Annotated in this window: 15 protein-coding genes; 9 read left to right on the forward strand and 6 right to left on the reverse strand. The window is 60.5% G+C overall.

What is annotated here, in order from left to right; genetic code table 11:
* Positions 1-61 precede the first annotated feature (61 nt).
* The 3 genes from M2401_RS29785 (at position 62) to M2401_RS29795 (ending at position 3,084) form a co-directional block, all read left to right on the forward strand.
* Positions 62-745 carry a type 1 glutamine amidotransferase domain-containing protein gene (locus M2401_RS29785; RefSeq protein ID WP_259109397.1) on the forward strand — a complete coding sequence of 228 codons (684 nt, stop codon included), beginning with the start codon at positions 62-64 and terminating at the stop codon, positions 743-745.
* A gap of 83 nt (positions 746-828) precedes the next feature.
* Positions 829-1,569 carry an SDR family oxidoreductase gene (locus tag M2401_RS29790; protein WP_259109399.1) on the forward strand — a complete coding sequence of 247 codons (741 nt, stop codon included), beginning with the start codon at positions 829-831 and terminating at the stop codon, positions 1,567-1,569.
* A 237-nt stretch (positions 1,570-1,806) separates the two neighbouring features.
* Positions 1,807-3,084, forward strand: coding sequence for a CynX/NimT family MFS transporter (locus M2401_RS29795; protein WP_259109401.1), 1,278 nt, complete (start codon positions 1,807-1,809; stop codon positions 3,082-3,084).
* A 2-nt stretch (positions 3,085-3,086) separates the two neighbouring features.
* Here the strand turns inward: M2401_RS29795 and M2401_RS29800 are convergent, their stop codons facing one another.
* The 5 genes from M2401_RS29800 to M2401_RS29820 form a co-directional block, all read right to left on the reverse strand.
* A complete protein-coding gene (locus M2401_RS29800) occupies positions 3,087-4,061 on the reverse strand; it encodes a GlxA family transcriptional regulator (protein WP_259109403.1) in 975 nt (324 codons plus the stop codon).
* A gap of 5 nt (positions 4,062-4,066) precedes the next feature.
* A complete protein-coding gene (locus M2401_RS29805; RefSeq protein ID WP_259109404.1) occupies positions 4,067-4,609 on the reverse strand; it encodes a cysteine hydrolase family protein in 543 nt (180 codons plus the stop codon).
* A 222-nt stretch (positions 4,610-4,831) separates the two neighbouring features.
* Positions 4,832-6,802: an FUSC family protein gene (locus M2401_RS29810; protein ID WP_259109406.1), complete on the reverse strand. Its 1,971-nt coding sequence runs from the start codon at positions 6,800-6,802 to the stop codon at positions 4,832-4,834.
* Positions 6,802-7,710 (reverse strand): HlyD family secretion protein, encoded by a 909-nt coding sequence (locus tag M2401_RS29815; RefSeq protein ID WP_259109408.1) that lies wholly within the window; start codon positions 7,708-7,710, stop codon positions 6,802-6,804. The genes M2401_RS29810 and M2401_RS29815 overlap by 1 nt, the downstream gene beginning before the upstream one ends.
* A 12-nt stretch (positions 7,711-7,722) precedes the next feature.
* Positions 7,723-7,911, reverse strand: coding sequence for a DUF1656 domain-containing protein (locus tag M2401_RS29820; RefSeq protein WP_259109410.1), 189 nt, complete (start codon positions 7,909-7,911; stop codon positions 7,723-7,725).
* A gap of 141 nt (positions 7,912-8,052) precedes the next feature.
* Here M2401_RS29820 and M2401_RS29825 point away from each other — a divergent pair, with 141 nt between their 5' ends.
* Together M2401_RS29825 and M2401_RS29830 are read left to right on the forward strand one after the other, a co-directional pair.
* A complete protein-coding gene (locus M2401_RS29825) occupies positions 8,053-8,853 on the forward strand; it encodes a helix-turn-helix domain-containing protein (RefSeq protein WP_259109412.1) in 801 nt (266 codons plus the stop codon).
* A gap of 209 nt (positions 8,854-9,062) precedes the next feature.
* The gene (locus M2401_RS29830; RefSeq protein ID WP_259109414.1) at positions 9,063-10,382 is read left to right on the forward strand and encodes an MFS transporter; all 1,320 of its coding nucleotides are present in this window, start codon (positions 9,063-9,065) and stop codon (positions 10,380-10,382) included.
* A gap of 72 nt (positions 10,383-10,454) precedes the next feature.
* Here M2401_RS29830 and M2401_RS29835 read toward each other — a convergent pair whose 3' ends face one another.
* Positions 10,455-11,369, reverse strand: a complete 915-nt coding sequence (locus M2401_RS29835) for a LysR substrate-binding domain-containing protein (RefSeq protein ID WP_259109416.1) — start codon at positions 11,367-11,369, stop codon at positions 10,455-10,457.
* Between the two features lie 111 nt (positions 11,370-11,480).
* Between M2401_RS29835 and metC the strand changes: the two genes are divergently transcribed.
* The 4 genes from metC (at position 11,481) to M2401_RS29855 (ending at position 14,990) form a co-directional block, all read left to right on the forward strand.
* Positions 11,481-12,632 (forward strand): cystathionine beta-lyase, encoded by a 1,152-nt coding sequence (metC, locus tag M2401_RS29840; RefSeq protein WP_259109418.1) that lies wholly within the window; start codon positions 11,481-11,483, stop codon positions 12,630-12,632.
* Positions 12,633-12,759: 127 nt separating this feature from the next.
* Positions 12,760-13,581 carry a transporter substrate-binding domain-containing protein gene (locus tag M2401_RS29845; protein WP_259109420.1) on the forward strand — a complete coding sequence of 274 codons (822 nt, stop codon included), beginning with the start codon at positions 12,760-12,762 and terminating at the stop codon, positions 13,579-13,581.
* Between the two features lie 3 nt (positions 13,582-13,584).
* On the forward strand, positions 13,585-14,235 hold the full coding sequence (locus M2401_RS29850) for an amino acid ABC transporter permease (protein ID WP_259109422.1): 651 nt from the start codon (positions 13,585-13,587) through the stop codon (positions 14,233-14,235).
* Positions 14,232-14,990, forward strand: coding sequence for an amino acid ABC transporter ATP-binding protein (locus tag M2401_RS29855; protein ID WP_259109424.1), 759 nt, complete (start codon positions 14,232-14,234; stop codon positions 14,988-14,990). Before M2401_RS29850 ends, M2401_RS29855 begins: the two co-directional genes overlap by 4 nt.
* Positions 14,991-15,063: the final 73 nt, after the last annotated feature.

Consider the following 15,063-nt stretch of genomic DNA (forward strand, 5'->3'; position numbering starts at 1 on the left):
ATTATATCCAAGGGTTCCTAACGAACCCGCCATACATCCAACTGAAACAAGGAATCGCAAAATGAAAGTTCTTATGGTCCTGACCTCCCACGACACCCTCGGCAACACTGGCCGCAAAACCGGCTTCTGGCTCGAAGAGCTGGCGGCGCCCTACTACGCCTTTCTCGATGCCAAAGCGGAAATCGTCCTGGCCTCGCCAAAAGGCGGCCAACCGCCACTGGACCCGAAAAGCAACGAGCCGTCGTTCCAGACCGACCTGACCCGTCGCTTCGAGACCGACCCCAAGGCCACCGCTCAACTGGCCGCCACCGTGCGCCTGGACAGCGTTTCCCCCGCCGACTTCGACGCGGTGTTCTATCCAGGCGGCCACGGCCCGCTGTGGGACCTGGCTGAAGACAAGAACTCGATCCAGTTGATCGAAGGTTTTCTTGCCGCCGGCAAGCCTGCCGCCCTGGTCTGCCACGCACCTGGCGTACTGCGTCATGTGAAAAAGCCTGACGGCACACCACTGGTGCAAGGCAAGAAAGTCGCCGGTTTCACCAACACCGAAGAAGAAGCCGTAGGCCTGACCAACGTCGTGCCCTTCCTGGTTGAGGACATGCTCAAAGCCAATGGCGGCCTGTACTCCAAGGGCGAAGACTGGGGTTCCTACGTCGTCACCGATGGCCTGCTGATCACCGGCCAGAACCCGGCCTCGTCCAGCGAAGCGGCGAAAGTCCTGATCGCCCGCCTGAACAACGCTTGAGTGAGGCTCCGGCGGGAGAGGCTTTCTCCCCCGCCGGGTCTGCTCGACTAATCCCATTCGAAATTACGCAAGAAGGTAGTGTCATGAGCAAAGGTATTGCAGGAAAGGTTGTGCTGATCACCGGCGGTAGCACCGGCATTGGTGCTGAAGTCGCCCGCTTGCTGGCCAGTCGAGGCGCCAAAGTCGCAGTGGCAGCGCGTCGCCAAGACAAGCTCGACGAGGTCGTCGCCGAAATCACTGCTCAAGGCGGTGCGGCAAAGGGCTACACCCTGGATGTCACCAACAAGCATCAGGTGCAAGAAGTGGTTGCCGCCGTGGTGGCTGACTTCGGCAAGCTCGATGTATTGATCAACAACGCCGGTCTGATGCCGATCCGGCCGATGTCGGAGGTCAACACCGACGAGTGGGACGCCATGATCGACGTCAACCTCAAAGGCACGCTCTATGGCATTGCGGCGGCGCTGCCACGCTTCATCGCCCAGGAAAGCGGCCACATCATCAACCTGAGTTCGGTAGCCGGGATCAAAGTCTTTGCACCGGGCGGCACGGTTTATTCAGGGACCAAATTCGCCGTCAGCGCCATTTCCGAAGGCTTGCGCCAGGAAGTCGGTGACAAGATCCGCGTGACCTCCATCGAGCCCGGCGCGGTGGACAGCGACCTCAAGCACAGCACGTCCGGCACCGCCAAAGACAACGTGCTGGATTTCTACAAACAAGCCATCCCTGCCGCCTCAGTCGCCCGGGCAATCGCCTTCGCCATCGAACAGCCTGATGACGTGGATATCAACGAAATCGTTATTCGGCCGACGCGGCAAGAGTTCTAAGGAACTGGCTCAGGAGCCCCGAGGCAGTTGCGAATTTGCGGGAGAGCGTTGTGGGAGCGAATTCATTCGCGAAAGCGGTAGTCCAAGCGATGCAGATGCAGTGGATGTACTGACCTCTTCGCGAATGAATTCGCTCCCACAAGTTGCCTCCCACACCAGTTGTGCTCCCACAAGTTCGCCACCCCACTTTGCCCCTACCGATTCAAGTCCTTTCATTTCTCACTGGAGCATCAAGACATGCAAAGCATTTGCACCGCCCTGCCTGCCGAGCCGCACCGTGCTCCGGGCCTGGAAATCACCCAGCGTATCCACTTTTCCACGCCGAGCAACCAGGCAGATTTCGTCGAGAAGCCCCAGGCCCTGTCGATCGCCCTGGCCATCCTGTGCATCGTGCTGGTGGCCCTGACCCTGCGTCCGGCGATCGTATCCATCGGCCCACTATTGCCTGGCATGCAGCAGGCGTTTGCCCTGTCCCATACCCAGGCTTCGCTGCTGACTGCCATTCCGACCCTGCTCATGGGGTTGCTCGCCTTGCCCACGCCATGGCTGGCCCGCCGCTATGGTCGTGATCGCGTCATTCTGGTCGCCCTGGCCGTGCTCTGCATCGCAACCGCCTTGCGTTCGTTCGCCGGTTCCATCGGCCTGCTGTTTCTGAGTACCGCCGGGGTCGGCGCCGGTATCGCCGTGGCCGGTGCGCTGATCGCCGGGTTTGTCAAAGCCAGCTACCCCAAGCAGGCCGCGCTGTTGATGGGCGTATACGCCACCGCCCTGGCACTGGGCAGTACCGTCGCGGCTGCGCTCACCGGACCACTGACTCTCGAGACTGCCAGTTGGCGCATCAGTGCCGGCTTCTGGGCGCTGCCGGTGGTGATCGCGTTCATTGCCTGGCTGTATATCGAACGCCGGGGCCGCAGCGCTGAACAGAGCAAGACCTCCGGCGCGGCCCATCCCATGCCCCTGCGCAACCCTACGGCGTGGCTGATCGCGCTGTTTTTCGCCTGCAACAACGTGATTTTCTACGCCTACATTTCCTGGATCGCGCCGATGTATGTGGACTTCGGCCGCACGCCCACCTCGGCCGGGCTGATCCTGGCGAGCTTTACCCTGGCCTTCATGCTCGCCAACCCGGTATTCGGTCTGCTGAGCCGCAACGAAGATCGCCGCATAGCCTTGGCAGTGAGTTCGGCGATCGCCTTTGTCGGCATCCTGGCCACGGCCATCGCGCCCCAGGCCATGCCTTTCGTGATGGTTCCGGTGATTGCTTTCGGCACCGGCGGCGCCTTTACCCTGGGCATGACTCTGCCGCTGGATAACACCCGCTCATCCGCCGAGGCCAACGCCTGGAACGCCATGGTCTTGCTGTTCGCTTATGTGATTGCCGCAGCGGGACCACTGCTGATGGGGTATCTGCGCGACGCTACCGGAAGCTTCCAGCCATCGCTGTGGCTGATGGCCGGAGTGAGCCTGACCATGGTCGCGCTGACCCCGTTTCTGAAGCCTTACCTGCACAAGTAAGGCTACAACTGGCGACTCTCAGAGGGCGGCGCTGCTTCGTATTTACCCCAGATACGCCGCAGATGCCGCGCCGAACCGAAACCTGAACGCTCGGCAATGGCTTCCATATCCAGGCTCGACTGCACCAGTAACTCACGGGCCACAGTGACCCGCAGCCGGTGCAGGTAATCCAGCGGGCTGATACCAGCATGCTCATGAAACAGCCGCGCAAGATGCCGACTACTGGTGCAGGCCAGGCTGGCCATACGGGTAACGCTCCAGTCATCACAAGGCGCAGCAGCAACGGCGTCCTGCACCCGATGCAGGGCCGGATGCAAGTGATTGCGCCCCGAAACCCAGGGTGACAACTGCGGATCCGCGCCACCGCGACGCATGTACACCACCATTTCCCGAGCCACGGCGCAGGCCAGTCGCGGCCCGGCCAGTTCGGCGACCAGGTGCAGCGTCAGGTCGATACCCGCAGTGACACCGGCGCTGCAACTGATCCGCTCATCCGTGACATACAGGCGGTTTTCCAATACCCGGGCCTTGGGCGCGATCGCCTGCAATGCTGCGCACAGGGAATGGTGAGTCGTGCACTGACGACCGTCCAGCAATCCGGCCCGCGCCGCACTCAATGCCCCGGCACAGATACACAGCAGCCGCTCCTGCGATGGCGCAAAAACCTGCTGCAACCATTCAGTCAACGTGGCGCTGGCCGTCTCGAATTCCCCCTGGCGCGCTGCTGTCACCTTCGACGTAGAACCGACCAACACCACCAAAGTGCCGGGCAGCAGGGTCTGCGGCAGCGGCGCCAACCCTGTCAGCGGCAGACTGATGGAAGTCTGCAAGGCGGCCACCGGGCTGACGTACTGCAAGTCAAATTGCACGGCGCCTTCGTCATCGATCTGGGAAGCCAGGCGCAGCACTTCCGCCGGCCCGGCAAGGTCGAGCATCAGCGCATTCGGCAGCAGCACGAACAGCACGGGAATCGCCATCGCTATCAGCCCTCCAACGCCTGGGCGACCGTGACGATGCGGGCAAAGCGGCCTTCCAGCACCAGTTCCGTACGCTCACGAATTTCCGCCGGGCTGTAGGTGCGGCCACTGCGGGCGTGGGTCATGGGGAAGGTCAAGGTCGCTTCGCTGACGTAGTCGACATTGAACCCACTGTCAGAGGCATGCCGCGTGGTGGTCTCGCAGCACTGCTCGGTGCGGATGCCGCTGATGATCAGGGTATCGATATGTTTCTCCGTCAACCAGGCCGCCAGTCGGGTACCGGCCAGTGCGCTGTGGTAATGCTTGTGAATGACAAAGTCAGGGGTGATCGACAACTCGTCCAGGGCGCGGATATTGCCCGACGCCAAGGAGAAATGCCCCTGATCTTCGATGTGAAAGACTTGTACCACCGGGATGCCTTGCTGAACACAACCATCGATCAGTGCCTGTTGCTTTTCCAAGTACGCCGGCAGGTCATTTTCGGACCAATAGGTAGAGTGACGGAACGAATGTTGAACATCAATAACGATCAGGGCTTTGCGGCTCATGGCGGGTCCTTCATAGCTGTTATGCAGTGGGTGATGGCGGCCATTTTAAGGATGAGCCGCAGATACCAATAGACCCGGGCAGGACCGTCTCAGGACGGTTTCGGACATTGACGTGTGGGATCGGCGTCAGCCAGGAAGGCACAGGCATGAACGCCGCATTTTTTATCGCTTTCGCGAACGACGTCCCGGCCGAAGCTGGTCTCACAACCATGCACAGCTAACTCAGGACAGCGATCTGAAGGCCGCGTCATAGCAGCCCAGCAGCCAGGCCACATCGGCATACACGTCTGCCAGATAGCCTGCACCCGAGCGCCTGAGAGCGTTTGCAGTCCGGCGCGCCTGGGCCGCACCGATACCCAGGTGATTGCGGCTCGCAGCGATACGTTGCAGGCCTCGGCTGCCATGGACGAATTCGCTGGATCCTGGCGCGGCATCGGCCAGGGTCTGGCGGACCCTGACCAGCTCTCGGCTCAACTGGATCGACAGGCAGGCCAGGCCCGTGATCCGCTCAGCCTGCGCGCTGTCCGTCAAGGATTGCAGCAGCACGATGCGATGCTGTTGTCGCGCCTGCCAGCGCTCATGATCAAGCCGCTGACCATCACGCAGCAGCCGTAAAACCTGCTGATGAATCACCTCGCCCAAGGCGGGCATGCCAGCGGCCCTGGGTCGAGGCAGCAACTGAAACGCCAACAGACTCATACACAAGGCAATGACGGTGGCCAGCGACTCATTGGCGAATTCGACAAAGTCGTAACTGGCGGTCAGGCCCGTGCTTACCAGGGTATTGAACACAATCAGATAGGCCACGCCCTGCAAGGCACGCTGAGGCTTGGTGGTGGCGTGGATACCGAAGTACCAGAAAACCCCCAGGCTCAACACCAGCAGCGCAAATCCGTTGATCAGCGGGAACAGCAAAAACTTGCAGGCAGCGGCGGCCGGGATCGCATAAAGCGTGCCTTTTATGAAGCTCACGGTGTTGCTCTGCGCATAAGCCGATGCGGCGAACAGCGTGCAACAGGGACCCAGCACAGCAAACACCGTGGGCCCCTGGTTCCATCCGCTCAAATACCAGACCACGCCAGCCCCGGCATAGGCGATGAACGCGCGCAGGCCATTGTGTAAGGCATCAGGATAATTTCGATGAAAAGCAATTTTACGAAGGGCGACGGGAGCACCCTGTTCAAGGGCAGCAAAGCTGGTCAGGGCCAGATAGATATCCTTCACTCGCTCGATCAGGCGTTTGCTGTTGAGTCCGGGGCAAATCCCATTGACCCGCTGCTCGAGCCTGGACAGACAATTCCCCAGATCTTGCGCGGCCAGCGAAAAGCCAGAGGGCTCAACCTCAAGCTGCCGGCCTATCCGCTCAAGCGTGGCCTGCAGATCGGCCGTCCAGGCAGGATCCACATGCCTTAAGCCATCGCCATCGCGGGCCAGACAGACGTCGATACTCGCAGACTGCACATGGGCCAAGCCGGCCCTGATCGCACCCACTCTCGACTCCAGTCGCAGCGACTCCCCTCGCCCCAAGCCCAGCAAGTCGTCGATTTTGCCGATATCCATCGTCAGGCTCGAATCATGACGGATAACGCCTGCATCAGTCTGAGCAAGTCGGCCGGATAATGACTCAATGGCCCGTCGCGCCACATCCGCCAGCGCCGCCTCCAATTTGCCCTCAACTGTTGTGCGACTGAACAAAATGGCCGCCAGACTGATGCTGAACACCCCCAGGATCACTGCCGTGCCTCGAGTCATCAGATGTTCAAAGCTGGTAGCGGGCTCGACCAGCGCAGGGCCCAGAGCAAGGCACACCGTATAGCCGGCGACGATCGCCGCCGTTGCCATATAGTGCCGCAGCAACGTCATTGCCCAGGTACACAGGCCCAGCCAGAGGCCCATGCCAATGATAAGCAAGAGCATCTTCTGCGCAAACAGTCCCATGAGTACAAACGCTGCGAACAGGCCGATGAGCGTGCCCAGGGCCCGGTAGGCACCTTTGCCGGTTACCGCACCCTGTACCGGATGGAGCAACAGCAGCACGGTGGAAGCGCCGGTGAATGGCGAGTCCAGTTGCAGATAAAGACCCAGGCCCAATGCCAGGGCCGCGGCCAACAGGCTACGCAAGATGTAGAAGAGACTGCCCTGATTCAAGGGCAATGGCAGCACGGCGGCGGCCCGGCGCAGGTAGCTGAGCATTACAGGTACTCCTGCAACCAGTTGGTCAGCCGCCAGTGCCGGATCGCACCCGGCTGGGCCACTTCCACGCTGGCGGTCATGCCCGCCGCCAATTCGACGCCGTCAGGAATGTCTTCCAGCTCGATGCGCACCGGCACCCGCTGCGCCAGACGAATCCAGCTGAATACCGGGCTCACCGCAGGCAAGCCGCCCGAGCTACGGGACTCATTGTCGTCGGCGATGCCTCGGCCAATACTGGCCACGCGGCCCTGGAGAACGGCGTCGTAGCCCAGCAATTTGACGGAGGCGTCAGCACCGATCCGCACGCCGGGCAGTTTGGTTTCTTCGAAATAGCCGGTCACCCAGAAGCTGTGGCGATCGACGATAAAAATATTGGTCTCCCCTGCAACCGCATAATCCCCCGATTGCAGGCGCAACTGCGCCACGTAGCCGTCAACGGGCGCGTATATCGCCGTGCGTTGCAGGTCCAGTCGGGCCTGGTCGAAGCGGACTTCGGCCGAGTTCATCCTGGCCTTGGCGACGGCCAGATCGCGGCCGGCATTGTCGACCTCCTCCCTGGCAATCGCGTCGCCCAAGCGATTGCGTCGAACGAGTTGATCCTTGCGCTGCTGATAAATCTCCCGCGCCTCAACCAGCTCGGCTTCACGCTGCTGCCTTGCCAAAAGATAGGCCTGGCTATCGATGCGGTAAAGCAGGTCTCCCTTGTGCACCACCTGGTTGTCGATGACCTGCAACTCGCTGACCTGCCCGGACACTTGCGGCGCAATACGAATCACCTGAGCACTGACCCGCCCGTCCCGGGTCCAGGGCGCGAGCACGTACGCCCGCCATAGCTGGGAGCAAAACACGATTGCGACGGCGCAGACCAGTAACGTGAATGCGCCTTTGAGCAATTGGGTCATGGACATGTTCGTTCTCGATCAGAATTTCAAGACAAGCACGGCGAGAATGATCACCGAGACCGCAAAACGCAGCAGGCCCGGATGCCAGGCATGTTCGAAACCTCTGCGCAGCAGCCGCGCCAGCACGGCATGGAGCAAGGTCGCGATACCCAGATAAACGAACAGAGGGGGGAAATAGAGGTTGGAAATCGAAATTTCGCTAAGCATGCAAGGCCGCCCATATCAGTTACTTGCCGGGCACCGGAACGGGCTGCGGCTGATCAGGAAAAAGATTACTGGATGGCCTGAGTTGCCGATATTGAGTACGCTGCCAATAAATAATCAAATCCAGACAAGCTGCCATATCCCATGAACACGCCCGATCGTTACCCCTTGGAGCAATCCAGCCTGGATAGCCTGCCCCAGGCTGCCGTCGCCCTGATGCTTGAGCCGGGGCAGAACGACACGGAAGTGCCGGTCCATCGTCACCGCAAGGGGCAACTGGTGGTGGCCTATCGCGGCGGCATCGTCTGTACGGTCCCGGATGGCGTGTGGATGGTTCCACCGCAGTTTGGCGTGTGGATTCCGGCCGAAATCGAACACAGCAATCGGGTGACGGCCAACGCCAGGGTCTGTTTCCTGTTGGTTGAGCGCGGCATTGCGGCCTTGCCTGATCAATGCTGCACCCTGGTGCTAAGCCCGCTCATCCTGGAACTGATCGCTTACCTGAGTGAACAGGACCAGGCCTATCCTGCCGACAGTCCCGTCGCGCGTCTGGTCGGGGTGCTGCTGGAACAACTGCAACAGGCACCTTGCGAACAGCTCTATTTGCCGCTGCCAAAAAACCTGCATTTACGGGCCATCGCCAAGGCCCTGGCAGAACACCCCGCCGACCGCTCGACCATGGCCGGCTGGGCCCGGCGTAGCGCCATGAGCGAGCGCTCCCTGGCGCGGCTGATCAAGCAGGAAACCGGGCTGACATTCGGCACCTGGCGCCGACAATGGCAGATCATCGTCGCCTTACAGAGCCTTGCGGAGGGTGTATCGGTGCAGAGGACGGCTGAAGCGCTTGGCTATGAGTCGGTCAGCTCCTTCATCGGCATGTTTCGCAAAACGCTGGGCTCGCCTCCGGCGCGGTACATGCGCAGCGTTGTCGGGCGCCAGGGTTGAGGGCCGGAGTTTGGACGGGACCTTCAATGCGCGAGCGCCATCCCTACGGCGCATCGCCTCGCCTGCCATCGCCGCTGACGATGGCACGCTCGCCAATGCCTGATATACACCTCGCGCCCTCGACTCCTACTATCGGCGAAGACTGATCATCCGTACGCCCGCCGTATGGATCGCCAACAATAATAAATCGAGTCCCGCGAGGTTCCGCCATGAAAACCCTGACTTCCGGGCAAGCGCCCGGTATCACGTCCCTGGACGCCAGCGCGCAATTGAGCGTCGGCCAACGCTATGTCACTTTGGGCGGCTCCTGGGCCGCGTGGTTGTTCGATGCACTGGATGCCACAGTGTTTGGCTTTGTTCTGCTGGCCATTGCCAAGACCTTCTCCGTCGGGCTGGGCGATGTGGTCTCCACGGTGGCCTGGTTCCTCCTGGCGACCGGTATCGGCGGCTTCTTCCTCGGCAATCTCTCCGACAAGATCGGCCGCAAGAGAACCATGATGTTGTCAGTGTTCGTCTACGGCACCGGCACCTTGCTGTGTGGCTTTGCCGACAGCCTGTGGCAACTCAACCTGTTCCGTTTCTGCGTCGGCATCGCGGTAGGCGGGTTGTGGTCTGCCGCAGCGGCACTGGTCTCGGAGATCTGGCCCGCCGAGGGTCGCGCCAAGGCCTTCGCGGTGATGCAGACCGGATGGTCGGGCGGTGGCTTGCTGGCAGCGATTTTCGCCTGGAGCTTGCTCGACAGCAGCAACCCGGAATCCTGGCGCACCCTGTTCATCTATGCCTCGATCCCGGCCTACTTCACCCTGGTGTTCATCTGGCTGTTCGTCAAGGAGTCGCCGGTGTGGCTGGCCAACCGCGAGTTCATGCGCAACAACACCGATAAAGGCCGCCTGCTAGAGATCTTCAGCCCGCAGTACCTGAAAGTGACCCTGCTGGGCCTGAGCATTTCCGTGCTGGGCATGTACGGCTACTGGATCATCACCACCTTCATGCCGGCCTATCTGCAGAACATTCTCAATGTGCGCATCGATCAGGCTCCGGTGTTCGTCATCTGGATCGGCATTGGCGCCACCATCGGTTACCTGGCCTACGGCTATCTGGCAGAAATCGTCGGCCGGCGCCTGTCGTTCGCGATTTTCTTTGGCGGCATGGCGATCATGGTGCCGGTGTTCGCCTACTCCGCGACCCTGATGCCCCTGACTGACGGCAAGCTGCTGTTCACCACGCAAAACGTCATTACCCTCGGCTCGCTGGCCGCGCTGCTGGGCTTCTTCACCGGATATTTCAGCGGCTTCGGCGCCTGGTATTCCGAGTTGTTCCCCACCAGCATCCGCTCCACCGCCTCGGGCTTCTGCTTCAACTTTGGCCGCGTGGGCGCCATTGCCGGTATCAAGCTGGTGCCGGTCCTGATCCCCTTGGTCGGTTTCACTGCGACCATTTCCCTGGCTTCGGTTTCCTATGCGATTGCCGCCGTCATGGTCTTCACCTTGCAGGAAACCAAAGGCGTACAGCTCACCAGCGGGAACTGATTGACAGTTGTCGGCCGACTCGCCACACCCTCAAGTCAACATTGTTGACTTGAGGTATCAACCTTGCGCAGATCAAACCTTCAAACTCTGATGCAGCCTTTTCAAGTCCTTGTCCAGGCGAATGCGCATCGCCCGGATAAACTGCCTGGCGTTCTCCGGCAATGGCTTGCCGGGGCGGAACACCAACAGGCTGGCAAAGCGTACGTCGACGCTGAATGGCTTGACGACCAGTCCCCGATCCATGAAATCGCAGACCGCCACAGGATTGACGAACCCTACACCGACACCCAGCAATGCCAGTTCGCACAAAGTGTGAGAGTAAGCGGTTTCGACGCGAATCTTCAGTTCTACACCCGCCTCACGCATCGCCGCTTCCAGGCGGTGCCGACTACTGTCTTCGGGATTCAGCGCGAGGAAGTCTACTTCTGCCAGGTCCTTGGGCGTGATCACTCGCCGCTGCGCCAGTGGATGGGAAGCATGCATGACCACCACACCGATGCTGTCCAGAAATGCCGAGTGCTCAAGACTGGCCACCGGCATCTCGTCTGCCATCAGGCCGAAGTCACATTGCCCCGAGGAGACCTGCTGATGCACTTCCCTGGAGCTCAGTACGCGCAGGGAAACCTGCATGTCCCGCTGCGCCAGTTCGAAGTCCGCCAGCACCCGTGGCAGGAAGGAATTACCCAGCGCGGGATGCACGGCGATAGTCAGCCGCCCGATACCCAGGTGTCGCAGGCTCTTGAGCCGATGCTCGATGGCTTCGAAGCCGACGAACAACTGGTCGACATCGATCATCAGCGCGGCCGCTTCCTGAGTGGGCACCAGTCGTCCACGGGCGCGGACGAACAGCTGCAGGCCGGCGCCCTCTTCCAGCTTGCGAATCGCCTGGCTGACTGCGGGCTGCGAAATGCCCAGTAACATCGCCGCCTTACTGGTCGTGCCCGCCGTCATCACCGCACGAAACACCTCGATTTCCCGAATCCCCACAGGCCATACCTTATAACTTCAGCTTATAGAGTAAATAAGTTTACGCCTATTACGCCGTCCGCCGTGTCCTTAGAATCGAATCACTTCCAACGGCCGCAGGGCACGCCCATCATGAGCTTTACCGACCACGCCAATAACCCGTTCGCCAGCCTGTCACCCGCCGTATGGCGTGGTTCGACGGTAGTCTTCGATACGTTCGAAGACTTCGTCGGCCGTAAGTCCCGCCAGCCGGACGGCTACAGCTACGGCATCACCGGCACCCCGACCGCACGCGGGCTTGAACAACGCATTGCCCAACTGGAAGGTGCCAAACATTGCATCGTCACGCCGTCCGGTGCTTCGGCACTGATAACAGCGGTCATGGGGTTTGTCCGTGCTGGCGATCATTTGCTGATTTCCGACTCCTGCTACGGCGCCCTGAAAACCTACGCCCGTAACTGGCTGGCCAACCTCGGCGTCGAGGTCGAGTTTTATCCGCCGACCATCGATGCCGGGATCGAGGGGCTGATCAAACCCAATACTAAAATGATCTGCCTGGAAGCCCCCGGCACCGTCACCATGGAAATGCAGGACATCCAGAGCATCGCGGCCATTGCCAGGCGTCATGGGGTGATGACCATGATGGACAACACCTGGGCCAGCCCGCTGTACTTCCGCCCTCTGGAGCACGGAGTTGATCTGTCGGTCGAAGCCGTGACCAAAGTGTTCAGCGGCCACTCCGATGTGCTGATGGGCAGCATCAGCATGAACAACCTGGATTATTACGGCTGCCTGCGCGAGACCCAGAGCATCATGGGCCAGGCCGTCAGCCCCGAGGACTGCTTTCTGGTCCTGCGCGGCCTGGATACGCTCAAGGTGAGGATGGCTGAACAGAGCCGCAATACCCTGACGATCGCCACCTGGCTGGAAAACCATCCCATGGTCCAAGAAGTGCTGTTCCCGGCGCTGGCGAGCAACCCTGGCCATGCCATCTGGCGTGAGCAGTTCGCAGGCAACGGCTGCCTGTTCTCGATGATCCTGCAACCGGCTGACGAGTCGGCACTCGGCGCCTTCTTCAACGCCCTTGGGCATTTCCCTATTGGCGCCAGCTGGGGTGGCACCCACAGCCTGATCGCCTACTACCCGGCCAGCCAGCAACAGGCCCGGGCCTTTTCGCCCACCGATCAACCCATCGTACGGATATCCATCGGCCTGGAGGACCCGGACGTGCTGATCAGCGACCTTGCCGCAGCGCTTGAGCATTACCGCCAGGCCCGCCTTTAAACCGCGCCCTCATCACGACTGTCTGGCAGGCAAGACAGCAGATCTTGTCGCCTAATCTCTCTTCGAAGTGCTGCCACCTTGCGCCGTTCACATAACGGGCGGCGACCCTGAATTTAAAGGATGGATTATGAAAACAATCACCGGCATTCGATACGCGCTTTCGCTATTGGCCCTGGTGCTCGCAGGTACCAGCCATGCACAGGCCGAAGACTCACTGGCCAGCCTCAAGCAACGTGGCGAAATACGCATCGCCAATACCCAGTCCAGCCCGCCCTGGAGTTTCATCGACGAGCAGAACGCACCGACAGGCTACGACGTTGCCGTGGCCAACGAGGTCGCAAAACGCATCGGTGTACCCAAGGTGATTTTCATCGCCGACAGCTTCAAGAACTTCGTCGAAGGCCTGAAAACCGACAAGTATGACCTGGTCATGAACGACCTGACGCCCACCCCGGAGCGAGCGTTGCAAGTGGACTTCTCCGAGCCCTACGGCGTCGAGGAGTTCCGGATCTTTTTGCTCGACAAGAACACCGATATTCACGAACGCGAGGACCTTGCCGGTAAATCGGTGGGTGTTACCGCCGGCACCAGTAACGAGTCCTGGTCACGCAAGCACCTGACGCAATCCGATATTCGCACCTATGAAAATGGCGGACTGGTGTTCAACGACCTGGCCAACGGGCGTATCGACGTGGTGATCTCGTCGTGGTTCGGCGGCGAGAAATATCGGGTCGCCAATAACCTGCCATTGAAAGCCGTGGGTGCTCCGCTGACTTACCAGCTCTCGGCTGCGGCCATGCGCAAAGGCAGCGACAGCCTCAAGGCGGCGGTCAACAAAGCCATTGCCGAGATGGTCGCCGATGGCACCCTGGACGCGTACACCCGACAGTTCATCGGCCCTGACTACCAGATGACCGCTGATATCAAAAAAGCACTCGCCGAGGAATGACCCATGCTGGAATTGTTCCTGCGTACCTGGCCACTGCTCAAGACCGCAGTGCTGGTCACCCTAGGCCTGGGGCTTGGCGCATTCGTGCTCGGCAGTATATTGGGGATGGGTGTAGCGCTGCTGCGTAACTCGCCCTTGAGACTGCTACGGGCCATCGCCTTCATGTACGTCTCGATCTTTCGCGGTACGCCCCTGCTGGTGCAGATCCTGCTGATCTATTTCGGCCTGCCCCACTACGGCATAACGCTGTCGCCGATCCCTTCGGCGCTGCTTGCCCTGACGCTGTTTTCGGCGGCCTACCTGAGCGAAAACTTTCGCTCAGGCATCAATGCAGTCGATCCCGGGCAATGGGAAGCCTCACTGGCCATGGGCATGGGCTACTGGACCTGCCTGCGCCGGATCATTCTGCCCCAGGCCGTGCGTATCGCCTTGCCGCCGGTGGGCAGCCGCCTGATCGCCCTGATCAAGGACACCTCCCTGGCTTCGACCATCACCGTGGTCGAGATGACCCGGGTTGCCGAACAGGTGGGTGCAGCCACTTTTCGCTACATGGAAATGTTCCTGATGATCGGCTTCGTCTACTGGCTGATCAATCAGGTCCTGACCCTGATCCAGACTTACCTTGAAGGCCGCATGACGAGGCGCTACCGATGAGCCAGAGCAAAATCAAAGTCACCGCCGTGGCCAAGGCATTCGGCACCAATACGGTACTCAAGAATGTCGACCTGAAAGTTCAAGCCGGTGAAGTGGTGGTCATCCTCGGCCCCTCGGGGTCGGGCAAGACTACGCTGCTGCGCTCACTCAACTTCCTCGAACAGCCCGACAGCGGCACCCTGGAAATTTGCGGTCACCGTATCGAAGTGGTTGCCGGCAAGGGCCTGAGCCGCGCTGACCGACAACAGATCACGCAACTGCGGCAACGAACGGCCATGGTCTTCCAGTCGTTCAATCTGTTCCCCCATCTGACCGCCTTGCAGAACGTTATCGAAGGGTTGATCAGCGTCAAGAAGGTCGCCAAACCCGAAGCCATCAACAAAGGTATGGCCCTGCTGGAACAGGTCGGACTGGCTGACAAGGCAGACAGCTACCCTGCGCGACTGTCCGGGGGGCAGAAGCAGCGCGTCGCCATCGCCCGTGGCCTGTCCATGGACCCGGAAGTGATCTTCTTCGATGAGCCGACTTCAGCCCTGGACCCCGAACTGCGCGACGAGGTGCTGCTGGTCATGCGTAACCTGGCCAATGCCGGCATGACTATGCTGGTGGTGACCCACGAATTGCGCTTCGCCCAGGAGGCAGCCGACCGGGTCATCTTCATGGAAGGGGGAGTGATCGCCAAGGATGCCACGACAGAGGCATTTTTTTCCGCTGACAGCGGCGAGCGGATCCAGCAGTTTTTGCGGCGTTATTGATCAGCACATTCTCGAAAGATGTTGGGCAGGCTTTAGCCGGGAAGGGCAAGTAGGGTCGAGGTATGTTTACCTC

Origin of the sequence: Pseudomonas sp. JUb42 (assembly GCF_024807945.1) — a bacterium.
Classification (GTDB): domain Bacteria; phylum Pseudomonadota; class Gammaproteobacteria; order Pseudomonadales; family Pseudomonadaceae; genus Aquipseudomonas.